The 15614-nt window shown below is 37.1% G+C and carries 14 protein-coding genes and 2 riboswitches; of the genes, 3 read left to right on the top strand and 11 right to left on the bottom strand.

What is annotated here, in order from left to right:
- Positions 1-260 precede the first annotated feature (260 nt).
- The 6 genes from AC3WVA_RS28955 to groES all read right to left on the bottom strand — a co-directional run bounded on the left by AC3WVA_RS28955 (position 261) and on the right by groES (position 8207).
- Positions 261-1766, bottom strand: coding sequence for a HAMP domain-containing sensor histidine kinase (locus AC3WVA_RS28955; RefSeq protein WP_492322419.1), 1506 nt, complete (start codon positions 1764-1766; stop codon positions 261-263).
- Positions 1750-2451: a response regulator transcription factor gene (locus tag AC3WVA_RS28950; protein WP_099686575.1), complete on the bottom strand. Its 702-nt coding sequence runs from the start codon at positions 2449-2451 to the stop codon at positions 1750-1752. Before AC3WVA_RS28950 ends, AC3WVA_RS28955 begins: the two co-directional genes overlap by 17 nt.
- Before the next feature lie 144 nt (positions 2452-2595).
- A complete protein-coding gene (locus tag AC3WVA_RS28945) occupies positions 2596-3921 on the bottom strand; it encodes an NCS2 family permease (protein ID WP_048528490.1) in 1326 nt (441 codons plus the stop codon).
- Positions 3922-4048: 127 nt separating this feature from the next.
- A riboswitch (purine riboswitch) is annotated at positions 4049-4150 on the bottom strand.
- A gap of 154 nt (positions 4151-4304) precedes the next feature.
- Positions 4305-5843, bottom strand: coding sequence for a glutamine-hydrolyzing GMP synthase (gene guaA, locus AC3WVA_RS28940; RefSeq protein ID WP_141539704.1), 1539 nt, complete (start codon positions 5841-5843; stop codon positions 4305-4307).
- Between the two features lie 165 nt (positions 5844-6008).
- Positions 6009-6110: riboswitch (purine riboswitch) on the bottom strand.
- 139 nt (positions 6111-6249) lie between these two features.
- The gene (gene groL, locus AC3WVA_RS28935) at positions 6250-7884 is read right to left on the bottom strand and encodes a chaperonin GroEL (protein WP_001975554.1); all 1635 of its coding nucleotides are present in this window, start codon (positions 7882-7884) and stop codon (positions 6250-6252) included.
- Positions 7885-7922: 38 nt separating this feature from the next.
- A complete protein-coding gene (groES, locus tag AC3WVA_RS28930; RefSeq protein WP_000917311.1) occupies positions 7923-8207 on the bottom strand; it encodes a co-chaperone GroES in 285 nt (94 codons plus the stop codon).
- A 401-nt stretch (positions 8208-8608) separates the two neighbouring features.
- Here groES and AC3WVA_RS28925 point away from each other — a divergent pair, with 401 nt between their 5' ends.
- A complete protein-coding gene (locus tag AC3WVA_RS28925; protein ID WP_048528492.1) occupies positions 8609-9358 on the top strand; it encodes a CPBP family intramembrane glutamic endopeptidase in 750 nt (249 codons plus the stop codon).
- Complete coding sequence (locus AC3WVA_RS28920; protein ID WP_001246201.1) at positions 9355-9546, top strand: YdiK family protein; 192 nt, start codon at positions 9355-9357, stop codon at positions 9544-9546. The genes AC3WVA_RS28925 and AC3WVA_RS28920 overlap by 4 nt, the downstream gene beginning before the upstream one ends.
- Positions 9547-9575: 29 nt before the next feature.
- Here AC3WVA_RS28920 and AC3WVA_RS28915 read toward each other — a convergent pair whose 3' ends face one another.
- The gene (locus AC3WVA_RS28915) at positions 9576-10205 is read right to left on the bottom strand and encodes a redox-sensing transcriptional repressor Rex (RefSeq protein ID WP_048528493.1); all 630 of its coding nucleotides are present in this window, start codon (positions 10203-10205) and stop codon (positions 9576-9578) included.
- A 187-nt stretch (positions 10206-10392) separates the two neighbouring features.
- Between AC3WVA_RS28915 and AC3WVA_RS28910 the strand changes: the two genes are divergently transcribed.
- A complete protein-coding gene (locus AC3WVA_RS28910; RefSeq protein ID WP_218010740.1) occupies positions 10393-12327 on the top strand; it encodes an ABC-F family ATP-binding cassette domain-containing protein in 1935 nt (644 codons plus the stop codon).
- A 420-nt stretch (positions 12328-12747) separates the two neighbouring features.
- On the opposite strand, the gene tsaD is transcribed toward AC3WVA_RS28910, so the two are convergent.
- From tsaD to tsaE, 4 genes are read right to left on the bottom strand one after another with little or no spacing between them, the layout of a single operon-like run.
- Positions 12748-13764: a tRNA (adenosine(37)-N6)-threonylcarbamoyltransferase complex transferase subunit TsaD gene (gene tsaD / locus AC3WVA_RS28905; protein WP_000414588.1), complete on the bottom strand. Its 1017-nt coding sequence runs from the start codon at positions 13762-13764 to the stop codon at positions 12748-12750.
- Positions 13764-14207, bottom strand: coding sequence for a ribosomal protein S18-alanine N-acetyltransferase (gene rimI / locus AC3WVA_RS28900; protein ID WP_195756984.1), 444 nt, complete (start codon positions 14205-14207; stop codon positions 13764-13766). Before rimI ends, tsaD begins: the two co-directional genes overlap by 1 nt.
- 13 nt (positions 14208-14220) lie before the next feature.
- Entirely contained in the window at positions 14221-14913 is a 693-nt protein-coding gene (gene tsaB / locus AC3WVA_RS28895) for a tRNA (adenosine(37)-N6)-threonylcarbamoyltransferase complex dimerization subunit type 1 TsaB (RefSeq protein WP_048528495.1), read from the bottom strand.
- Positions 14894-15367, bottom strand: a complete 474-nt coding sequence (gene tsaE / locus AC3WVA_RS28890; RefSeq protein WP_098347313.1) for a tRNA (adenosine(37)-N6)-threonylcarbamoyltransferase complex ATPase subunit type 1 TsaE — start codon at positions 15365-15367, stop codon at positions 14894-14896. Before tsaE ends, tsaB begins: the two co-directional genes overlap by 20 nt.
- Positions 15368-15614: the final 247 nt, after the last annotated feature.

The raw sequence follows: 15614 nt of genomic DNA, 5'->3' as shown, positions 1-15614 counted from the left end.
ACGTTTCACGTTGTTTGTTTCGTTCAGTTTTCAAAGAACTACTTGGTCGCTCATTTGCGACTTCCTTATGTTAACATTTCTAATTTGTAATGTCAACTAAGTTTTTCATTTCGTTTGCCACGTTCTGCGTTATTGCATCGGCGACTTGTTCTATATTACACCTCTAACCTACAATCGTCAACATGTTTTTCTAAAAAAATATAAAAAGGCTTATTTCTTTTAAAATAAGCCCTTTTATCCTATATCATTCTATTCGTTTATTATTTTTCTATAATTGGTAACGAGACGATAAATTGAATAATACCATCCTCATATTCCGCTCGAATACTACCACCTTGTAATTCAACAATACTTTTCGCAATCGCTAATCCAAGTCCCGACCCTTCTGTTACCCTACTTCTAGATTGATCTTTCTTATAGAAGCGTTCAAACAAACTCCCTAACTCTTCTCTCGTAAACTCTTCACTATGATTCGCAATTACAATTTGTATATCCCGGCGCTGCCTTTGAAGAGAAACTTTTATCTCTCCATCATCTTTACTATACTTAATAGCGTTCATTAATAAATTATCAAATACACGGACCATCTTTTCCGAATCAACCGCTGCATAGGCACGTTCCTCCGGGAACTTCTTAACAAACGTAAGTCCATGCTCTTCCGCCTGCGGTACTAACTCTTCTATTAATTGCTCGAGTAACTCATTTATACAAACTTCTTGTTTTTCCAATATAACTTGCTCATTTGTTAACTTCGTATATTCAAATAAACCTTCTATTAAATTCTTTAACTGCTCCGACTTCGCAAAAGCAATTCTCGTATACTCATCATGTTGTTCTTTATTTTCATATTTAGAATCTCGAAGTAATCGTAAGTAACCCATAATAGAAGTAAGTGGTGTACGTAAATCGTGAGATACATTCGTAATAAGCTCGTTCTTTTGCTTCTCTAATTTACGTTCCTTTTCTATATTATTCATAAGCTCTTCCGCCATATTATTAATATTCTCAGTTAAAGACGCAATCTCGTCTTCACCTTTCTTCTCAATACGGTACGCTAAATTACCTTTTTCTATTTCCTTTACACCTTGTGCCATCGCTTCAATTTGCTTCATCTTTCTCTTTGTTATATAGAAGAAAGAGAAAATGAATACGAGTACACCAATTAAAAATGGGAATGGTCCTTCTACTTTATAATATACTACTTCCCCTTGAGGAATTCCGCTCACAAACATATATAAATTCTTACCTTCAATCGTAATAGGTGAGAAAGTAATAAATTCTTTTCTAGATCTTTCAATATCATTATTATTCGAATAATTGATAGCAAATGAAGTTGCATTACGAATTGTATTATGCAAATTAATTTGTTCTTCTTGCGCCTGCTTCGTTTTATACAAAACCTTACCACTTTCATCGGTAACTAATATTTTAAAAGCATCCTGCCTCTGCTCTAAATTTTCATTTTCTAGTTCTATCATACTTTGTACAGCATCTAATTTATTTGCATCAACCATCATTTCCGCAGTACTTTGCGCTTTACGATTAATTTGTTCCATACCATCTCTATAATTAATCTCAGCATGTCGACTAGCATCCTCAAAAATAGGGGCTACTATCTTCGTTGATACAAAGAGACCTAATAATGCACAAGCAGTAAACGCAGTAATAAGTTGAATTCGTATACTCCGTTTCACACTCTTCACTATCTTTCCAATTAACTCTTGAATTTTCCTAACATAAGTAAACGGATTAAATATCTTTTTCAATCTTATATCCCACTCCCCATACTGTTTTTATATATCTAGGTTTCCTTGGATTCTCCTCAATCTTTTCACGTACTTTTCGAATATGCACCATTACCGTGTTATCCGACTGGAAAGACCTTTCGTTCCAAACCTTTTCATAAATTTGTTCCGCGCTAAAGACCATACCAGGATTACGAGCTAGTAATTCTAAAATCGAAAATTCCCTTGGCGTCAATTTCACTTCTTCTCCATCCACAATAACTTTGTGGGTTGAGATGTTTATTTTCATCTCTCCAATTTCTAACTCGTCCTCATTTTGAATAGCGAAACCATTCATCTTCATATAACGACGTAACTGAGATTTAATTCTTGCGATTAACTCTAACGGATTAAATGGTTTCGTTACGTAATCATCTGCACCTGTAGTTAACCCTAAAATCTTGTCCATATCTTGCGTTTTCGCAGAAAGCATAATAATCGGCATTTCTTTCGACTCTCTTACTTTCATACACATATGAATACCGTCTACTTTTGGCATCATAATATCTAATACGACTAGATGTACTTCATTTTCTTCTAGTAAACGTAATCCTTCTTCTCCATCTCCTGCTTGCAACACTTTATATCCTTCATTCTTTAAATAGATTGTAATAAGATTTCTAATCTCTTTTTCATCATCTACGACAAGTATTGTTTCATTTGCCACAATATCTCCCCCATCACTTTTTTAATCCCTAACTTCTATTATAGGAAAACTTCTGAAGAAAAACGCTCAGAAATCCTTAAGTTTTTCTGAAGACGCAAAAAAGGTCTAGACTCCCCTTAAGTCTAGACCTTTCAAAAACCCCTTTTATTTACGAACGTAGATGAAATATAGTACGAATAAAACTCCCATAACATACATAATTGGATGAATCTCTTTACGACGACCGCTTACTACCATTGTAATTGGATAGAAGATAAACCCGATTGCAATCCCTGTCGCAATACTATACGTAAGCGGCATTGAAATGATTGTAAAGAATGCTGGTACTGCAATCTCGAATTTCTTCCAATCAATTTCGCCTAAAGATGAAACCATCAAGATTCCTACAATAATTAAAGCCGGCGCTGTTACAGCTGGTGTTACAACACTTAATAACGGCGAGAAGAATAGTGCTAATAAGAAGAACCCCGCTGTTACAACTGCTGTAAATCCAGAACGTCCACCCGCTGCTACCCCAGCAGAAGATTCAATATAAGACGTTGTTGTTGATGTACCTAAGATCGCACCAATTACAGTTGCAATCGCATCTGCAAATAACGCTTTTCCTGCACGTGGTAATTTATTGTTCTTCATTAATCCAGCTTGATTCGCAACCGCTACAAGTGTACCTGCTGTATCAAAGAAATCGATGAAGAAGAACGTTATAATAACAATCGTCATTTCAACAGTGAAAATATCTCCAAAGTGAGTTAGCGCGGCACCGAACGTTGGTTCTAGACTCGGTATTGCTCCCACTACAGCTTTCGGAGTATCAATTAATCCTGTCGCTACTCCTAAGATTGCCGTAAGAATCATACCGTAGAAAACTGCACCATTTATTTTCTTAATCATGAAGATGATTGTCGTAACAACCCCGAAGATTGCTAGTAACGTTGTGCCCTTTGTTAAATCCCCCAATCCAACAAGAACAGCATCATTTTTCACAATAATTCCGGCATTTTGGAACCCAAGGAAAGCGATGAATAATCCGATACCTGCCGCTACTGCAAACTTTAACTCCGATGGAATTGCATTAATGATTTTTTCACGAATACCTGAAGCTGTAAGAATAATAAAGATAATACCTGACATTAACGTTCCAGCAATTGCTGTCTGCCACGGAATACCCATCGTTAACACTGCCGTATAAGCAAAGAACGCGTTAATTCCCATACCCGGCGCCAAAGCAATTGGATACTTCGCGAATATCCCCATAATTAACGAACCAATCGCTGCTGCTAATGCTGTAGCAACGAATACTGCACCTGGATCCATTCCTGTACCTGCTGGTAACCCTTTAACATTTCCAAGCGACAGCGTAGCAGGATTGACAAATAGCACGTAAGCCATAGATAAGAATGTCGTTAAACCTGCTATGAACTCTGTTTTATAATTTGTGCCGAGTTCATCAAACTGAAAATAGCGTTTCATCTTACGTTTCCCCCGTTATATGATTACTCGCCGTAATCCCCTAGCCCTCTTTTATCTATTAAAAATAAAAAAGGCTTCCATTGCATATACATGGAAGCGTTCTATGAATAAAGACAAGATTCCCCTCACCTTTATCAAAACGCCTCGTAGTCAAGCCATTTACGGTAGCTAGGTAGAAACTTTCGGGCCATATCCCCGATATTATACGACGGCATAATATTCACTTTTCGTTTGAATTACATACTCATATTAACTCTTGAATGTGTTTTTGTCAATTTAAAAACGAACATTTTTATAAGTTTTTATATTTTCGTTCGTATTAAGCTCAGGAATATAAAAGATCCATCTACGCATGTGCAATAGATGGATCTTTTTTTATAATACTATTCCCACTCAATAGTTGCTGGTGGCTTACTCGTTACATCATACACGATACGGTTAACGTGTTTTACTTCGTTTACGATACGTACAGAGATTTTCTCTAGTACGTCCCAAGGGATACGTGCCCAGTCAGCTGTCATACCGTCGATAGATGTTACCGCGCGGATACCTACTGTGTAATCGTAAGTACGCTCGTCACCCATAACACCTACGCTACGCATACCAGGAAGTGCAGTGAAGTATTGCCAAATTTCACGATCTAAGCCTGCTTTAATAATTTCTTCACGTAAAATCGCATCAGATTCACGAACGATTTCTAATTTCTCTTCTGTGATTTCACCTAATACGCGAATACCAAGACCAGGACCTGGGAATGGTTGACGCCATACGATTTCATCAGGAATTCCTAGTTCAGATCCTAATACACGTACTTCATCTTTAAATAAAGTGTTTAAAGGCTCAATTAATTTGAACTGCATGTCTTCAGGTAATCCACCAACGTTATGGTGAGATTTAATTGTTTGTGCAGTTGCTGTACCACTCTCAACGATATCTGTGTAAAGTGTACCTTGTGCTAAGAAGTCCATACCTTGTAATTTAGAAGCTTCATCATCAAATACGTAAATGAATTCGTTACCGATGATTTTACGTTTTTGTTCTGGATCTTCTACACCTTTTAACTTGTTCATGAAGCGTTCTTTTGCATCCACTTTAATAACGTTCATATGGAAGCCTTCGCTAAATGTTTTCATAACGCCTTCTGCTTCACCTTTACGAAGTAAGCCGTGGTCAACGAAAATACATGTTAATTGATCGCCGATTGCTTTATGAATTAATACTGCTACAACAGAAGAGTCTACACCGCCGCTAAGTGCGCATAGTACTTTTTTGTCTCCAACAGTTTCACGGATTTTCTCTAATTCTACTTCAATAAAGTTCTCCATGTTCCATCCTTCAGAACAACCACATGCGCCGAATACGAAGTTTTTAATTAAATCGTTACCGTGCTCAGAGTGGCGTACTTCTGGGTGGAATTGTACACCGTATAAGTTTTTGTCTTCATTGCTCATACCAGCAATTGGACAAGACTCACTTGTTGCATCTACTACGAATCCTTCAGGTAAACCAGTTACTAAGTCACCATGGCTCATCCATACAACTTGCTCTTCTGGAAGGTTCGCATATAATTTTGATTCGTTCTCTACTTTAAGAACTGCTTTTCCGTACTCACGGTGGTTTGCACGTTCTACTTTCCCACCGAAGTGTTGTGTCATAAGCTGCATACCGTAACAAATACCGAAGATCGGTAATCCTAGTTCAAAGATTTTTTCATCACAATGTAATGCGCCTTCACCGTATACACTATTCGGTCCACCAGAGAAGATAATCCCTTTTGGATTCATTGCTTTAATTTCTTCCGCAGTAATTGTATGTGGATGAAGTTCACTGTATACACCGAACTCACGAATTCGACGTGCTATTAACTGATTGTACTGACTCCCAAAATCTAAAACGATAATTGTATCGTGCTGCTTCTTCAAAATAATCACCCCAACGTTAGTTCTCGTATATAAATATTTTCACCAATTTGGCGAAAAGCATTACCAATATAATAAAAAAAGCCAGTCCTCCGCCTCTAGTCTCATAACAAAGAAAAGGCAGGGGTCTGGCTTTATAAAGAAAGATAGTCTTCCGCTCTTTATAAATATAAGACACACTGCCTTCATAGTCAGGTTGTTTACGGTAACCCGGTAGAGACTCTCAAACCTTATCTTTGAGGATATATGAAGGATCGTTTTATATTATCTTCCTAGATTCTAACAATGAAGTGTCGGTATGGTCAAGAGAGAAAGCGACAAAATTCTACAGAAATTAAATTCTTCCTCTCAAAAACACAAAAAAACATCCACTTCTATATAGAAGTGGATGTTTTCGGGGCGAACGGAATTACATCATTCCGCCCATACCGCCCATGCCCATGCCGCCCATATCAGGCATTGCTGGTGCATTTGGTTCTGGTTTGTCAGCTACTACAGCTTCAGTTGTTAAGAACATAGCTGCAACAGATGCTGCGTTTTGAAGTGCAGAGCGAGTTACTTTAGCTGGATCTACGATACCAGTTTCAAGCATGTTAACCCACTCGCCAGTTGCTGCGTTGAAGCCAACGCCTACTTTTTCGCCTTTTAGACGCTCTACAACTACAGATCCTTCTAGACCAGCGTTGATTGCGATTTGACGAACTGGCTCTTCTAGTGCGCGAAGTACGATGTTGATACCTGTTGCTTCGTCACCTTCAGCTACGATAGAAGCTACTTTCGTGTATACGTTCATAAGTGAAGTACCACCACCTGCAACGATACCTTCTTCTACTGCTGCACGAGTTGAGTTAAGTGCATCTTCAATGCGAAGTTTGCGCTCTTTTAACTCAGTTTCAGTTGCTGCACCTACTTTAATTACTGCTACGCCACCTGCAAGTTTTGCAAGACGCTCTTGTAATTTTTCACGATCGAATTCAGAAGTAGTTTCTTCTAATTGCGCACGGATTTGACCGATGCGAGCTTCGATTTGTTGTGTATTTCCGATACCTTCAACTACAGTTGTGTTTTCTTTCGTTACAACAACTTTACCAGCGCGTCCTAAAGATTCAACTGTAGCAGATTTTAAGTCACGGCCTAATTCTTCAGTGATTACTTCGCCACCAGTTAAGATTGCGATATCTTCTAGCATTGCTTTACGACGGTCACCAAATCCAGGAGCTTTAACAGCTACTACATTGAATGTACCACGAAGTTTGTTCACTACTAATGTAGCTAATGCTTCGCCTTCTACATCTTCAGCAATGATAAGAAGTGGTTTACCTTGTTGTACCACTTGCTCTAATACTGGTAAGATTTCTTGAATGTTAGAAATCTTTTTGTCAGTGATTAAGATGTATGGGTTATCAAGAACTGCTTCCATTTTGTCAGAATCAGTAATCATGTAAGGAGATGCATATCCACGATCAAATTGCATACCTTCTACTACGTCTAATTCTGTTGTGAATCCTTTAGATTCTTCTAAAGTAATAACACCGTCGTTACCAACGCGCTCCATTGCTTCAGCGATTAATTGACCTACTTCTTCGTCAGCCGCAGAAATAGCAGCTACTTGTGCGATTGAAGATTTACCTTCGATTGGTTTAGAAATCGTTTTTAATTCTTCGATTGCAGCAGTAACAGCTTTTTCGATACCTTTACGAAGACCCATTGGGTTCGCACCAGCCGTTACGTTTTTAAGACCTTCACGGATCATAGCTTGCGCTAATACAGTTGCAGTTGTTGTTCCGTCACCAGCTACATCGTTTGTTTTGCTAGCAACTTCTGCTACTAATTTTGCACCCATGTTTTCGAATGCATCTTCTAATTCGATTTCTTTTGCGATTGTTACACCGTCATTTGTAATAAGTGGTGAACCGAATTTTTTCTCAAGAACAACGTTACGACCTTTTGGTCCAAGCGTTACTTTTACTGCATTTGCAAGAGTGTCGACACCGCGAAGCATCGAACGACGTGCTTCTTCACTAAATTTAATATCTTTTGCCATAATAATTGACCCCCTTGGATTTTTTAAGATTTATATAATTAACCGATAACTGCTAGAATGTCACTTTCACGTAAAATCAAGTAGTCTGTACCTTCATATTTCACTTCAGTACCTGCATATTTTGAGAAGATGATAAGATCACCTGCTGCTACCTCTAAAGCAACACGCTCACCATTTTCAAGCACTCGACCAGTACCTACTGCAACAACTTTACCCTCTTGTGGTTTTTCTTTTGCTGTGTCTGGTAATACAATACCACTTGCTGTTTTTTCTTCCGCTTGAACAAGCTCAATTACAACGCGATCACCTAATGGCTTTAGCATGAACAATAACCTCCTCATTTTGTTATGTAAATTTTATTTATTAGCACTCAGGTCACCCGAGTGCTAACACACTTATAATAATAAATAATCTCAATTTCTTTTGCAAGTAAAAAAATCATAATTTTTTCGCAAATTAAGTTATACACTTTTCTATATAGATTCTCTCTTCTTCTACCTTTACTATATGAATCGTTGTTTCCACTACTCGTATGTTACAATATGAAAGGACACCCTAAGTTGTTTTCGCTACACACACAACTTTCTCCTGTCTTCTATTATAATTTCAAATGAAGATTTACGAAAAAAACATAATTTACGTAAGGTTTATATCGTAGGTAGCATATGTACATGTTATCCTACCTTATCTCATACACTAGAGTTAGAAAGGATGGTTAAACCATTTGAAAAAACAATATTGGTGGGTTATCGTTACATACATTTTAATGCAGTTATCATCCATAGCTGGATTACCGCTTCTCCTGAAAACTGGACTTTATGATAACAGAGGATTTACTAGGGAGGAGAAATTCCAACTCATAACTGGCCATTGGGCGATCATTAGCTTCTTTATTGCATTATGTATCGTGCTTTGGTTACTTAGAACAGATATTCGTGATAGACATTTAGATAAAACGCGGTCTACTGTTCCAGCTACAATTGGATGGATTTTTATCGGATTCTTCTTAGCATTTTTCTCACAAAGTATTGCTGGTATGATTGAAATGTATGTATTAGGTATTAAACCTGGATCTGAAAACACAGCGAGGCTTATGGATATCGCAAGAACGACACCTTGGTTCCTAATTGTTATATCTATAATCGGACCTATTTTAGAGGAAATCGTGTTTAGAAAAATTTTATTTGGTACACTTTATAAGAAGTTTAACTTCTTTATTGCTGCTATCATTAGTTCTCTCGTATTCGCAGCAATTCATTTTGATTTCACTCACTTATTGGTATACACTGCAATGGGGCTCGTATTCGCCTTTTTATATGTAAAGACGAAGCGTATTATCGTTCCAATTGCGGCCCATGTTGCAATGAATACATTAGTTGCAGTTGCTCAAGTGTTAGTGAGTAATGAACACATTCAAGAAATGATTAAAGAAGCTGAAAAAATGCAAGGCTTTATCGGAGGATTTTTAGTATGAGAAACTCGCCATTGTTCATGGCTGCATTGTACTTCCTTCTAGGATGTATCTTTACACGCTTCGCCATTACGAACGTAACAGATACAATCTGGAATATGTGGACAATACTATTTGCAGTTATGGCAACAATTGATTTTAATTTGGCACTTCGCCTTATATTAGTTAAATTCACAAAGAAAAAACAATAATAAAACGCAGAGGTCGCTTCCTCTGCGTTTTATTGTGGATAATTCTTTAAAAAGTAAACCAGTGTTTGTAACTCTACTGCTAAATCAATATGATGAATTCTTATATTGTCTGATACATTTAAGCGTGCTGGTGTGAAGTTTAAAATACCATGCACACTCGTTTCAGCTAATCTATCTGCTACAGATTGTGCTACTGTAGCCGGTACTGTTAATATTGCCACTTGTATATCATTTGATAATCTTTCTTCTAATTCATCTAAGTGATATACAGGAATGCCCCCGATTTCTGTTCCTACTTTCTCTTCACTAACGTCAAACGCCATTTCAATTTTTGTATTATTGTTTTTCGTGAAATTATAATGTAAGAAAGCGGTCCCTAAATTACCTACTCCAATAAGCGCTACACGTGTTATATCATCTTGGTCGAGTGTTTCACGGAAAAATGATAATAAATAATTTACGTTATATCCATATCCTTTTTTCCCTAACGCCCCAAAGTATGAGAAATCTCTTCGAATAGTTGCGGAATCAACCTTTACCGCTTCACTTAATTCGGCTGATGAAACACGTTGCTTACCAGACAGAGATAAGTTTTGGATAAATCGATAGTATAGAGGCAATCTCTTAGCAGTGGCTTGTGGAATTTTCTGCTGCTCCATATAACCTCTCCTCTCTTCCTATCTTTATTCATATGCTTTAATCAAATACAGAAGTTTAGCACTTATTAAATTCCTTGTATAATAGAAAGAAGAAGTATTCTCTCTGTATTTTAAACTATACACTATTTTTAGTATGATTGAGAAATATAAACATGGCAAAGTTAAGAAATTATTTGAGGTGAAAACATTGATTTTATTACAAGTAAACGCGCTTTCGAAATTATACGGTGCAGAAACGATTCTTGCAAACATAAAATTGGAAGTTCAAACGAAAGATCGCATCGCATTAGTCGGACGAAATGGAGCCGGAAAATCTACGTTATTAAAAATAATAGCTGGTGAGCTATCTCATGATGGTGGCGAAATTATAAAACCGAAAGATGTCTCAATCGGATACTTAGCTCAAAATACCGGTTTAGAAACGTCTTTAACAATTTGGGATGAAATGTTAACCGTCTTTACACACTTGCAGCAAATGGAGACAAAACTTCGAAGGCTAGAGCAAGAGATGGGAAAAGAAGAAAACTTTTCAAATGAGGCTATATATGAAAGGTTATTAGCTGACTATGACCAATTGCAATTAGATTATAAAGATCAAGGTGGCTATCAGTACGAAGCAGATATCCGTTCGATTTTAAGCGGTCTTGGCTTCCCAGCCGAAACGCACCAGACGACGATTTCTACATTAAGCGGTGGACAAAAAACACGATTAGCTCTCGGTAAATTATTATTAACGAAACCAGACTTACTTATTTTGGACGAGCCTACAAACCATTTAGACATCGAAACATTAACATGGCTTGAACAATATTTACAAGGCTATCCTGGCGCAATACTAATCGTTTCCCATGACCGTTATTTCTTAGATAAACTCGTTACACAAGTATATGAAATTTCGAATAAAGAAAGCAGACGATTTGTTGGTAACTACAGTAAATATTTAGATTTAAAATCAGCACTATACGAGCAAGAAATGAAACGTTATGAAAAACAACAAGATGAAATCGCTAAGCTTGAGGACTTCGTTCAAAAAAATATAGCTCGTGCATCTACAACAAAACGTGCGCAAAGCCGTCGTAAACAATTAGACCGTATGGAACTATTAACAAGACCATTAGGTGACTCTAAGTCAGCTTCCTTCCATTTCGATATCGAAAAACAAAGTGGAAATGATGTTTTACAAGTAAAGGATGCAACTATCGGCTATGATGAGGATCCGATTATTGAACATGTAACAATGCGCTTAACTCGTGGGGATAGTGTTGCTTTAGTTGGTCCAAATGGAATTGGGAAATCCACATTGTTGAAATCCATTGTGAATAAGCTACCACTATTACATGGTGATGTTTCTTTCGGATCCAATGTATCTGTTGGTTATTATGATCAGGAACAAGCTAACTTAACATCTTCTAAGCGAGTTTTAAATGAATTATGGGATGAATATCCATTGCAACCTGAAAAAGAAATTCGCACAATACTAGGCAACTTCTTATTCACAGGAGACGATGTACTAAAACCAGTATCCTCTCTTAGTGGTGGACAAAAGGCTCGGTTAGCTCTTGCAAAACTTATGATGCAAAAATCGAATTTATTAATTCTCGATGAGCCTACGAACCATCTTGATTTAAATAGTAAAGAAATCTTGGAGAATGCTTTAATTGATTATCCAGGTACCCTTCTGTTTGTCTCACATGACCGTTATTTTATTAATCGTGTAACGACAACTGTTGTTGAGTTATCAACAGAAGGTGCGCAGGAATATTTAGGTGACTACGATTACTACGTTGAAAAGAAAAATGAGATGATTGAACGTGCTGAATTTAAACAACAAGAACAGCAAGAAAATCAGGTACCTGTTCAAAAAATTGTAGCTCAAGAAAAATTAAATTATCTCGAAGAAAAAGAGCGCAAAAAGTTGGAGCGTCAACGTACTCGAAAAATTGAGGAACTAGAACAAAACATTTTACAATTTGAAGAAGAAATTGCTACGTTAGAAGATCAACTTTGCTTACCAGAAATATATGCAGATTATGAAAAGGCTAGTGAAATTACAACGAAAAAGCAAACACTACAAGAACAACTTGATGCTTGCATGGCAGAATGGGAAGAATTGCATTTATAAGAGTATGAATAAGAAGGATGTCTCATCAGTCGAGATTTTTGACAATGGGACATCCTTTTTATCTTCTAGCCGTGATCAACCTCTATTGCATAAACGATTCGACAAGAGATACCGATTTACCGACAAGGTTTGACAATATTAGCACACCCCTATAATAAGGGCACATTTCAAAATGTTTTTTAGAAATATCTTCTCGCTTTTTATTTCCCGAAAAAGAATACATTCAAAGGTCAGACTTCGCCTATTTTATCCACAAGTTTATACACATATCCACCTTCATAAAATAAACATCAAAATAACTTTTCCACATTATCCACAATTAATCAAAAAGTTATCAACATTTTATATACACAATAAAACCCACATTATCAACAGATAATATGGGTTTTATCCACAAGCTGTGGTTAATTTTGTGCATAACTATGCTTCAATATCTAATCCTGGATTTGCATTTAAAGCTAATGTAGCACGTTTTCCTTGTTCATACGCAATTGTACCTGCCGCTGCAATCATTGCTGCATTATCTGTGCATAAAGATAGAGGAGGAATAATTAGCTCCACATTTTCTTTTTGTGCAAATTCTGCTTCTAAACGTGCACGAAGTCCTTTATTCGCAGCCACTCCACCAGCAAGAAGCACTTGCTTTACGTTATAAGCGTCCGCTGCACGAGACGCTTTCGTTACTAATACGTCAATTACACTCTCTTGGAAACTTGCTGCTAAATCTTCCGGTGCAATTTCTATTCCGCGCTGTTTTGCGTTATGCACAGTGTTGATAACTGCTGATTTCAATCCACTGAAACTGAAATCATACGAATCCGGTTCTAGCCATGCACGAGGCAAATCAATTGTTGGTTCTCCTTCATGTGCAAGGCGATCAATATGAGGACCACCTGGATATGGCATAGATAACGTACGAGCTACTTTATCATACGCCTCTCCTGCTGCATCATCTCTCGTTTCACCAATTACTTCAAATGAACCATGTTCTTTCATATAAACAAGCTCTGTATGCCCACCAGATACAACAAGTGATAGCAGTGGGAATTGAACTTCTTTTACTAAACGGTTCGCATAAATATGGCCAGCGATATGATGTACACCAACTAGAGGGATATCATGTGCAAACGCCACTGCTTTCGCTGCGTTTACGCCTATTAGAAGTGCTCCTACTAAACCAGGTCCTTCTGTTACAGCAATTGCATCAATATCATCAAATGTGATATTGGCTTCTTTTAAAGCTTCTTCTAACACAACTGTAATTTCTTCTACATGATGACGAGATGCAATCTCTGGTACAACTCCGCCAAAACGTTTATGACTTTCAATTTGTGATGCAACGACATTCGCAATAATTTCCGTTCCATTTTTAACAACCGCTACTGCTGTTTCATCACAACTTGTTTCTATACCAAGTATAATCGTATTTTTTTCCATTATATATTCACCCACATTACGAGACCATCTTCCTGATTGTCTGCATAGTATCGTTTACGAATTCCACCATTTTGAAATCCGTATTTTCTGTATAACTGTTTTGCAACTTCATTTGATACACGTACTTCCAGTGTCATCGTTTTTACGCCTAGAGTTTTAGCTTTGGAAATAACTTCTTTCAATAAAGCATCCCCTAGCTTTTGACCTCTGTATTCTGGTAAAATAGCTATATTTGTTATATGTGATTCATCAATAATTATCCACAATCCACAATACCCAATTACACGACCATCTTTTTCTAGCACAACATAATGTGCATGTTCATTCATCGTTAACTCACGGTGAAAGGCATCTGCAGTCCAAGGAGTTGAAAAAGATGCTTCTTCAATAGCTACAATTTGAGCAATATCATCGAGTTCCATCTTTCTAAATATCATATCCATCCTCTGCAAACCCCTACTTGTTTTGACTTTCTAACCACTTTGTTTCAGCTTCAGCTAAACGAAGGTAACTAGGAACAAATGAATGTACATCTTGTTCTTCTTTTTGCAATCCTAAGAACGCTAACTCACTTGGTCTTGGGTTATTTTTAGTAAAAGGAGCAAATACAGCTTGATCGCCTAAATGTTCGATAATCGTTTCTTTATGCAATTTAACATCGTTACCAAGAAATAAAACAGGCTTTCCTTTATCTTTTAACATTTGCAACCAGTCTACAATAAGGATAATTCGGTCTTCTTCTATAGAAGTTAACTTCTCTCCTTCATATGTATATAGCCCCGTATAAATTTGTCCGCGTCTTCCATCGAATAAAGGACAGATTAACCCATCAAAATTCGCTCCGTTTGCAGCCACTACTTCTAAACTTGATACACCTACAATTGGTATTTGAAGTGACCAAGCTAATGTTTTGGCAGCTGTCACACCTATGCGAACACCTGTATATGATCCTGGTCCCGCAGCCACTACTATTTTCGTTAATTCTTTCGGTTTTACACCGCATTCTTTTAACAGTTGTTCTACAGCTGGCATAAGACGTACAGAATGGTTTTTTGTTAAGTTTGTAATGATTTCCCCAATTACGTTTCCTTCTTCAATAAGGGATACACCCATTACGTAATTTGAAGTATCAATTGCTAGTACTTTCATCTTGTAGTAGCTCCTCACATAATCTAATATAGCGATCTCCAACTGGCTCGAGTACAATGTTTCTTGTATCATCTCCAGCATGGAATAAACTAATTTGTAATTTCTCATTTGGTAAATATGCTTCTATTAAATGAGCCCATTCTACTACCGTAATTCCTTCACCGTAGAAATACTCATCAAACCCTAAGTCCTCTTCACTTTCTGCTAAGCGATACACGTCCATATGATATAGCGGTAATCTTCCTTTATATTCTTTAATAATATTAAAGGTAGGGCTATTTACAACTCTTTTTACTCCAAGACCTTTTGCTAGTCCTTTTGTAAAAGTCGTCTTACCAGCCCCTAGATCTCCTTCTAAAATAATTACATCTTGCGCCTCTACAAGTTCACCTAGTTTTTCTGATAATCTTTGTGTTTCCTCAGATGATTTTGTTGTTATTTCATATTTACTCACAGACTTCACCTACTTTACTCACAATGTTCTCTGCTCTTTATTATACAGGTTTTGAATATATAAAAAAGTCCTTAGGAGGTTTCCTAAGGATAGTTTGACTGTCTTTATTAGTTTTTTGTTAAAACAAATAAAAAAATACGAAACAACATGTTTCGTTCTTTTCTTTATATAAAATGGCGGTCCCGACCGGGGTCGAACCGGCGATCTCCTGCGTGACAGGCAGGCATGTTAACCACTACACCACGGG

This window comes from Bacillus sp. EB106-04-02-XG92, assembly GCF_058791995.1.
This window is presented reverse-complemented; position numbering and strand designations above follow the sequence as displayed.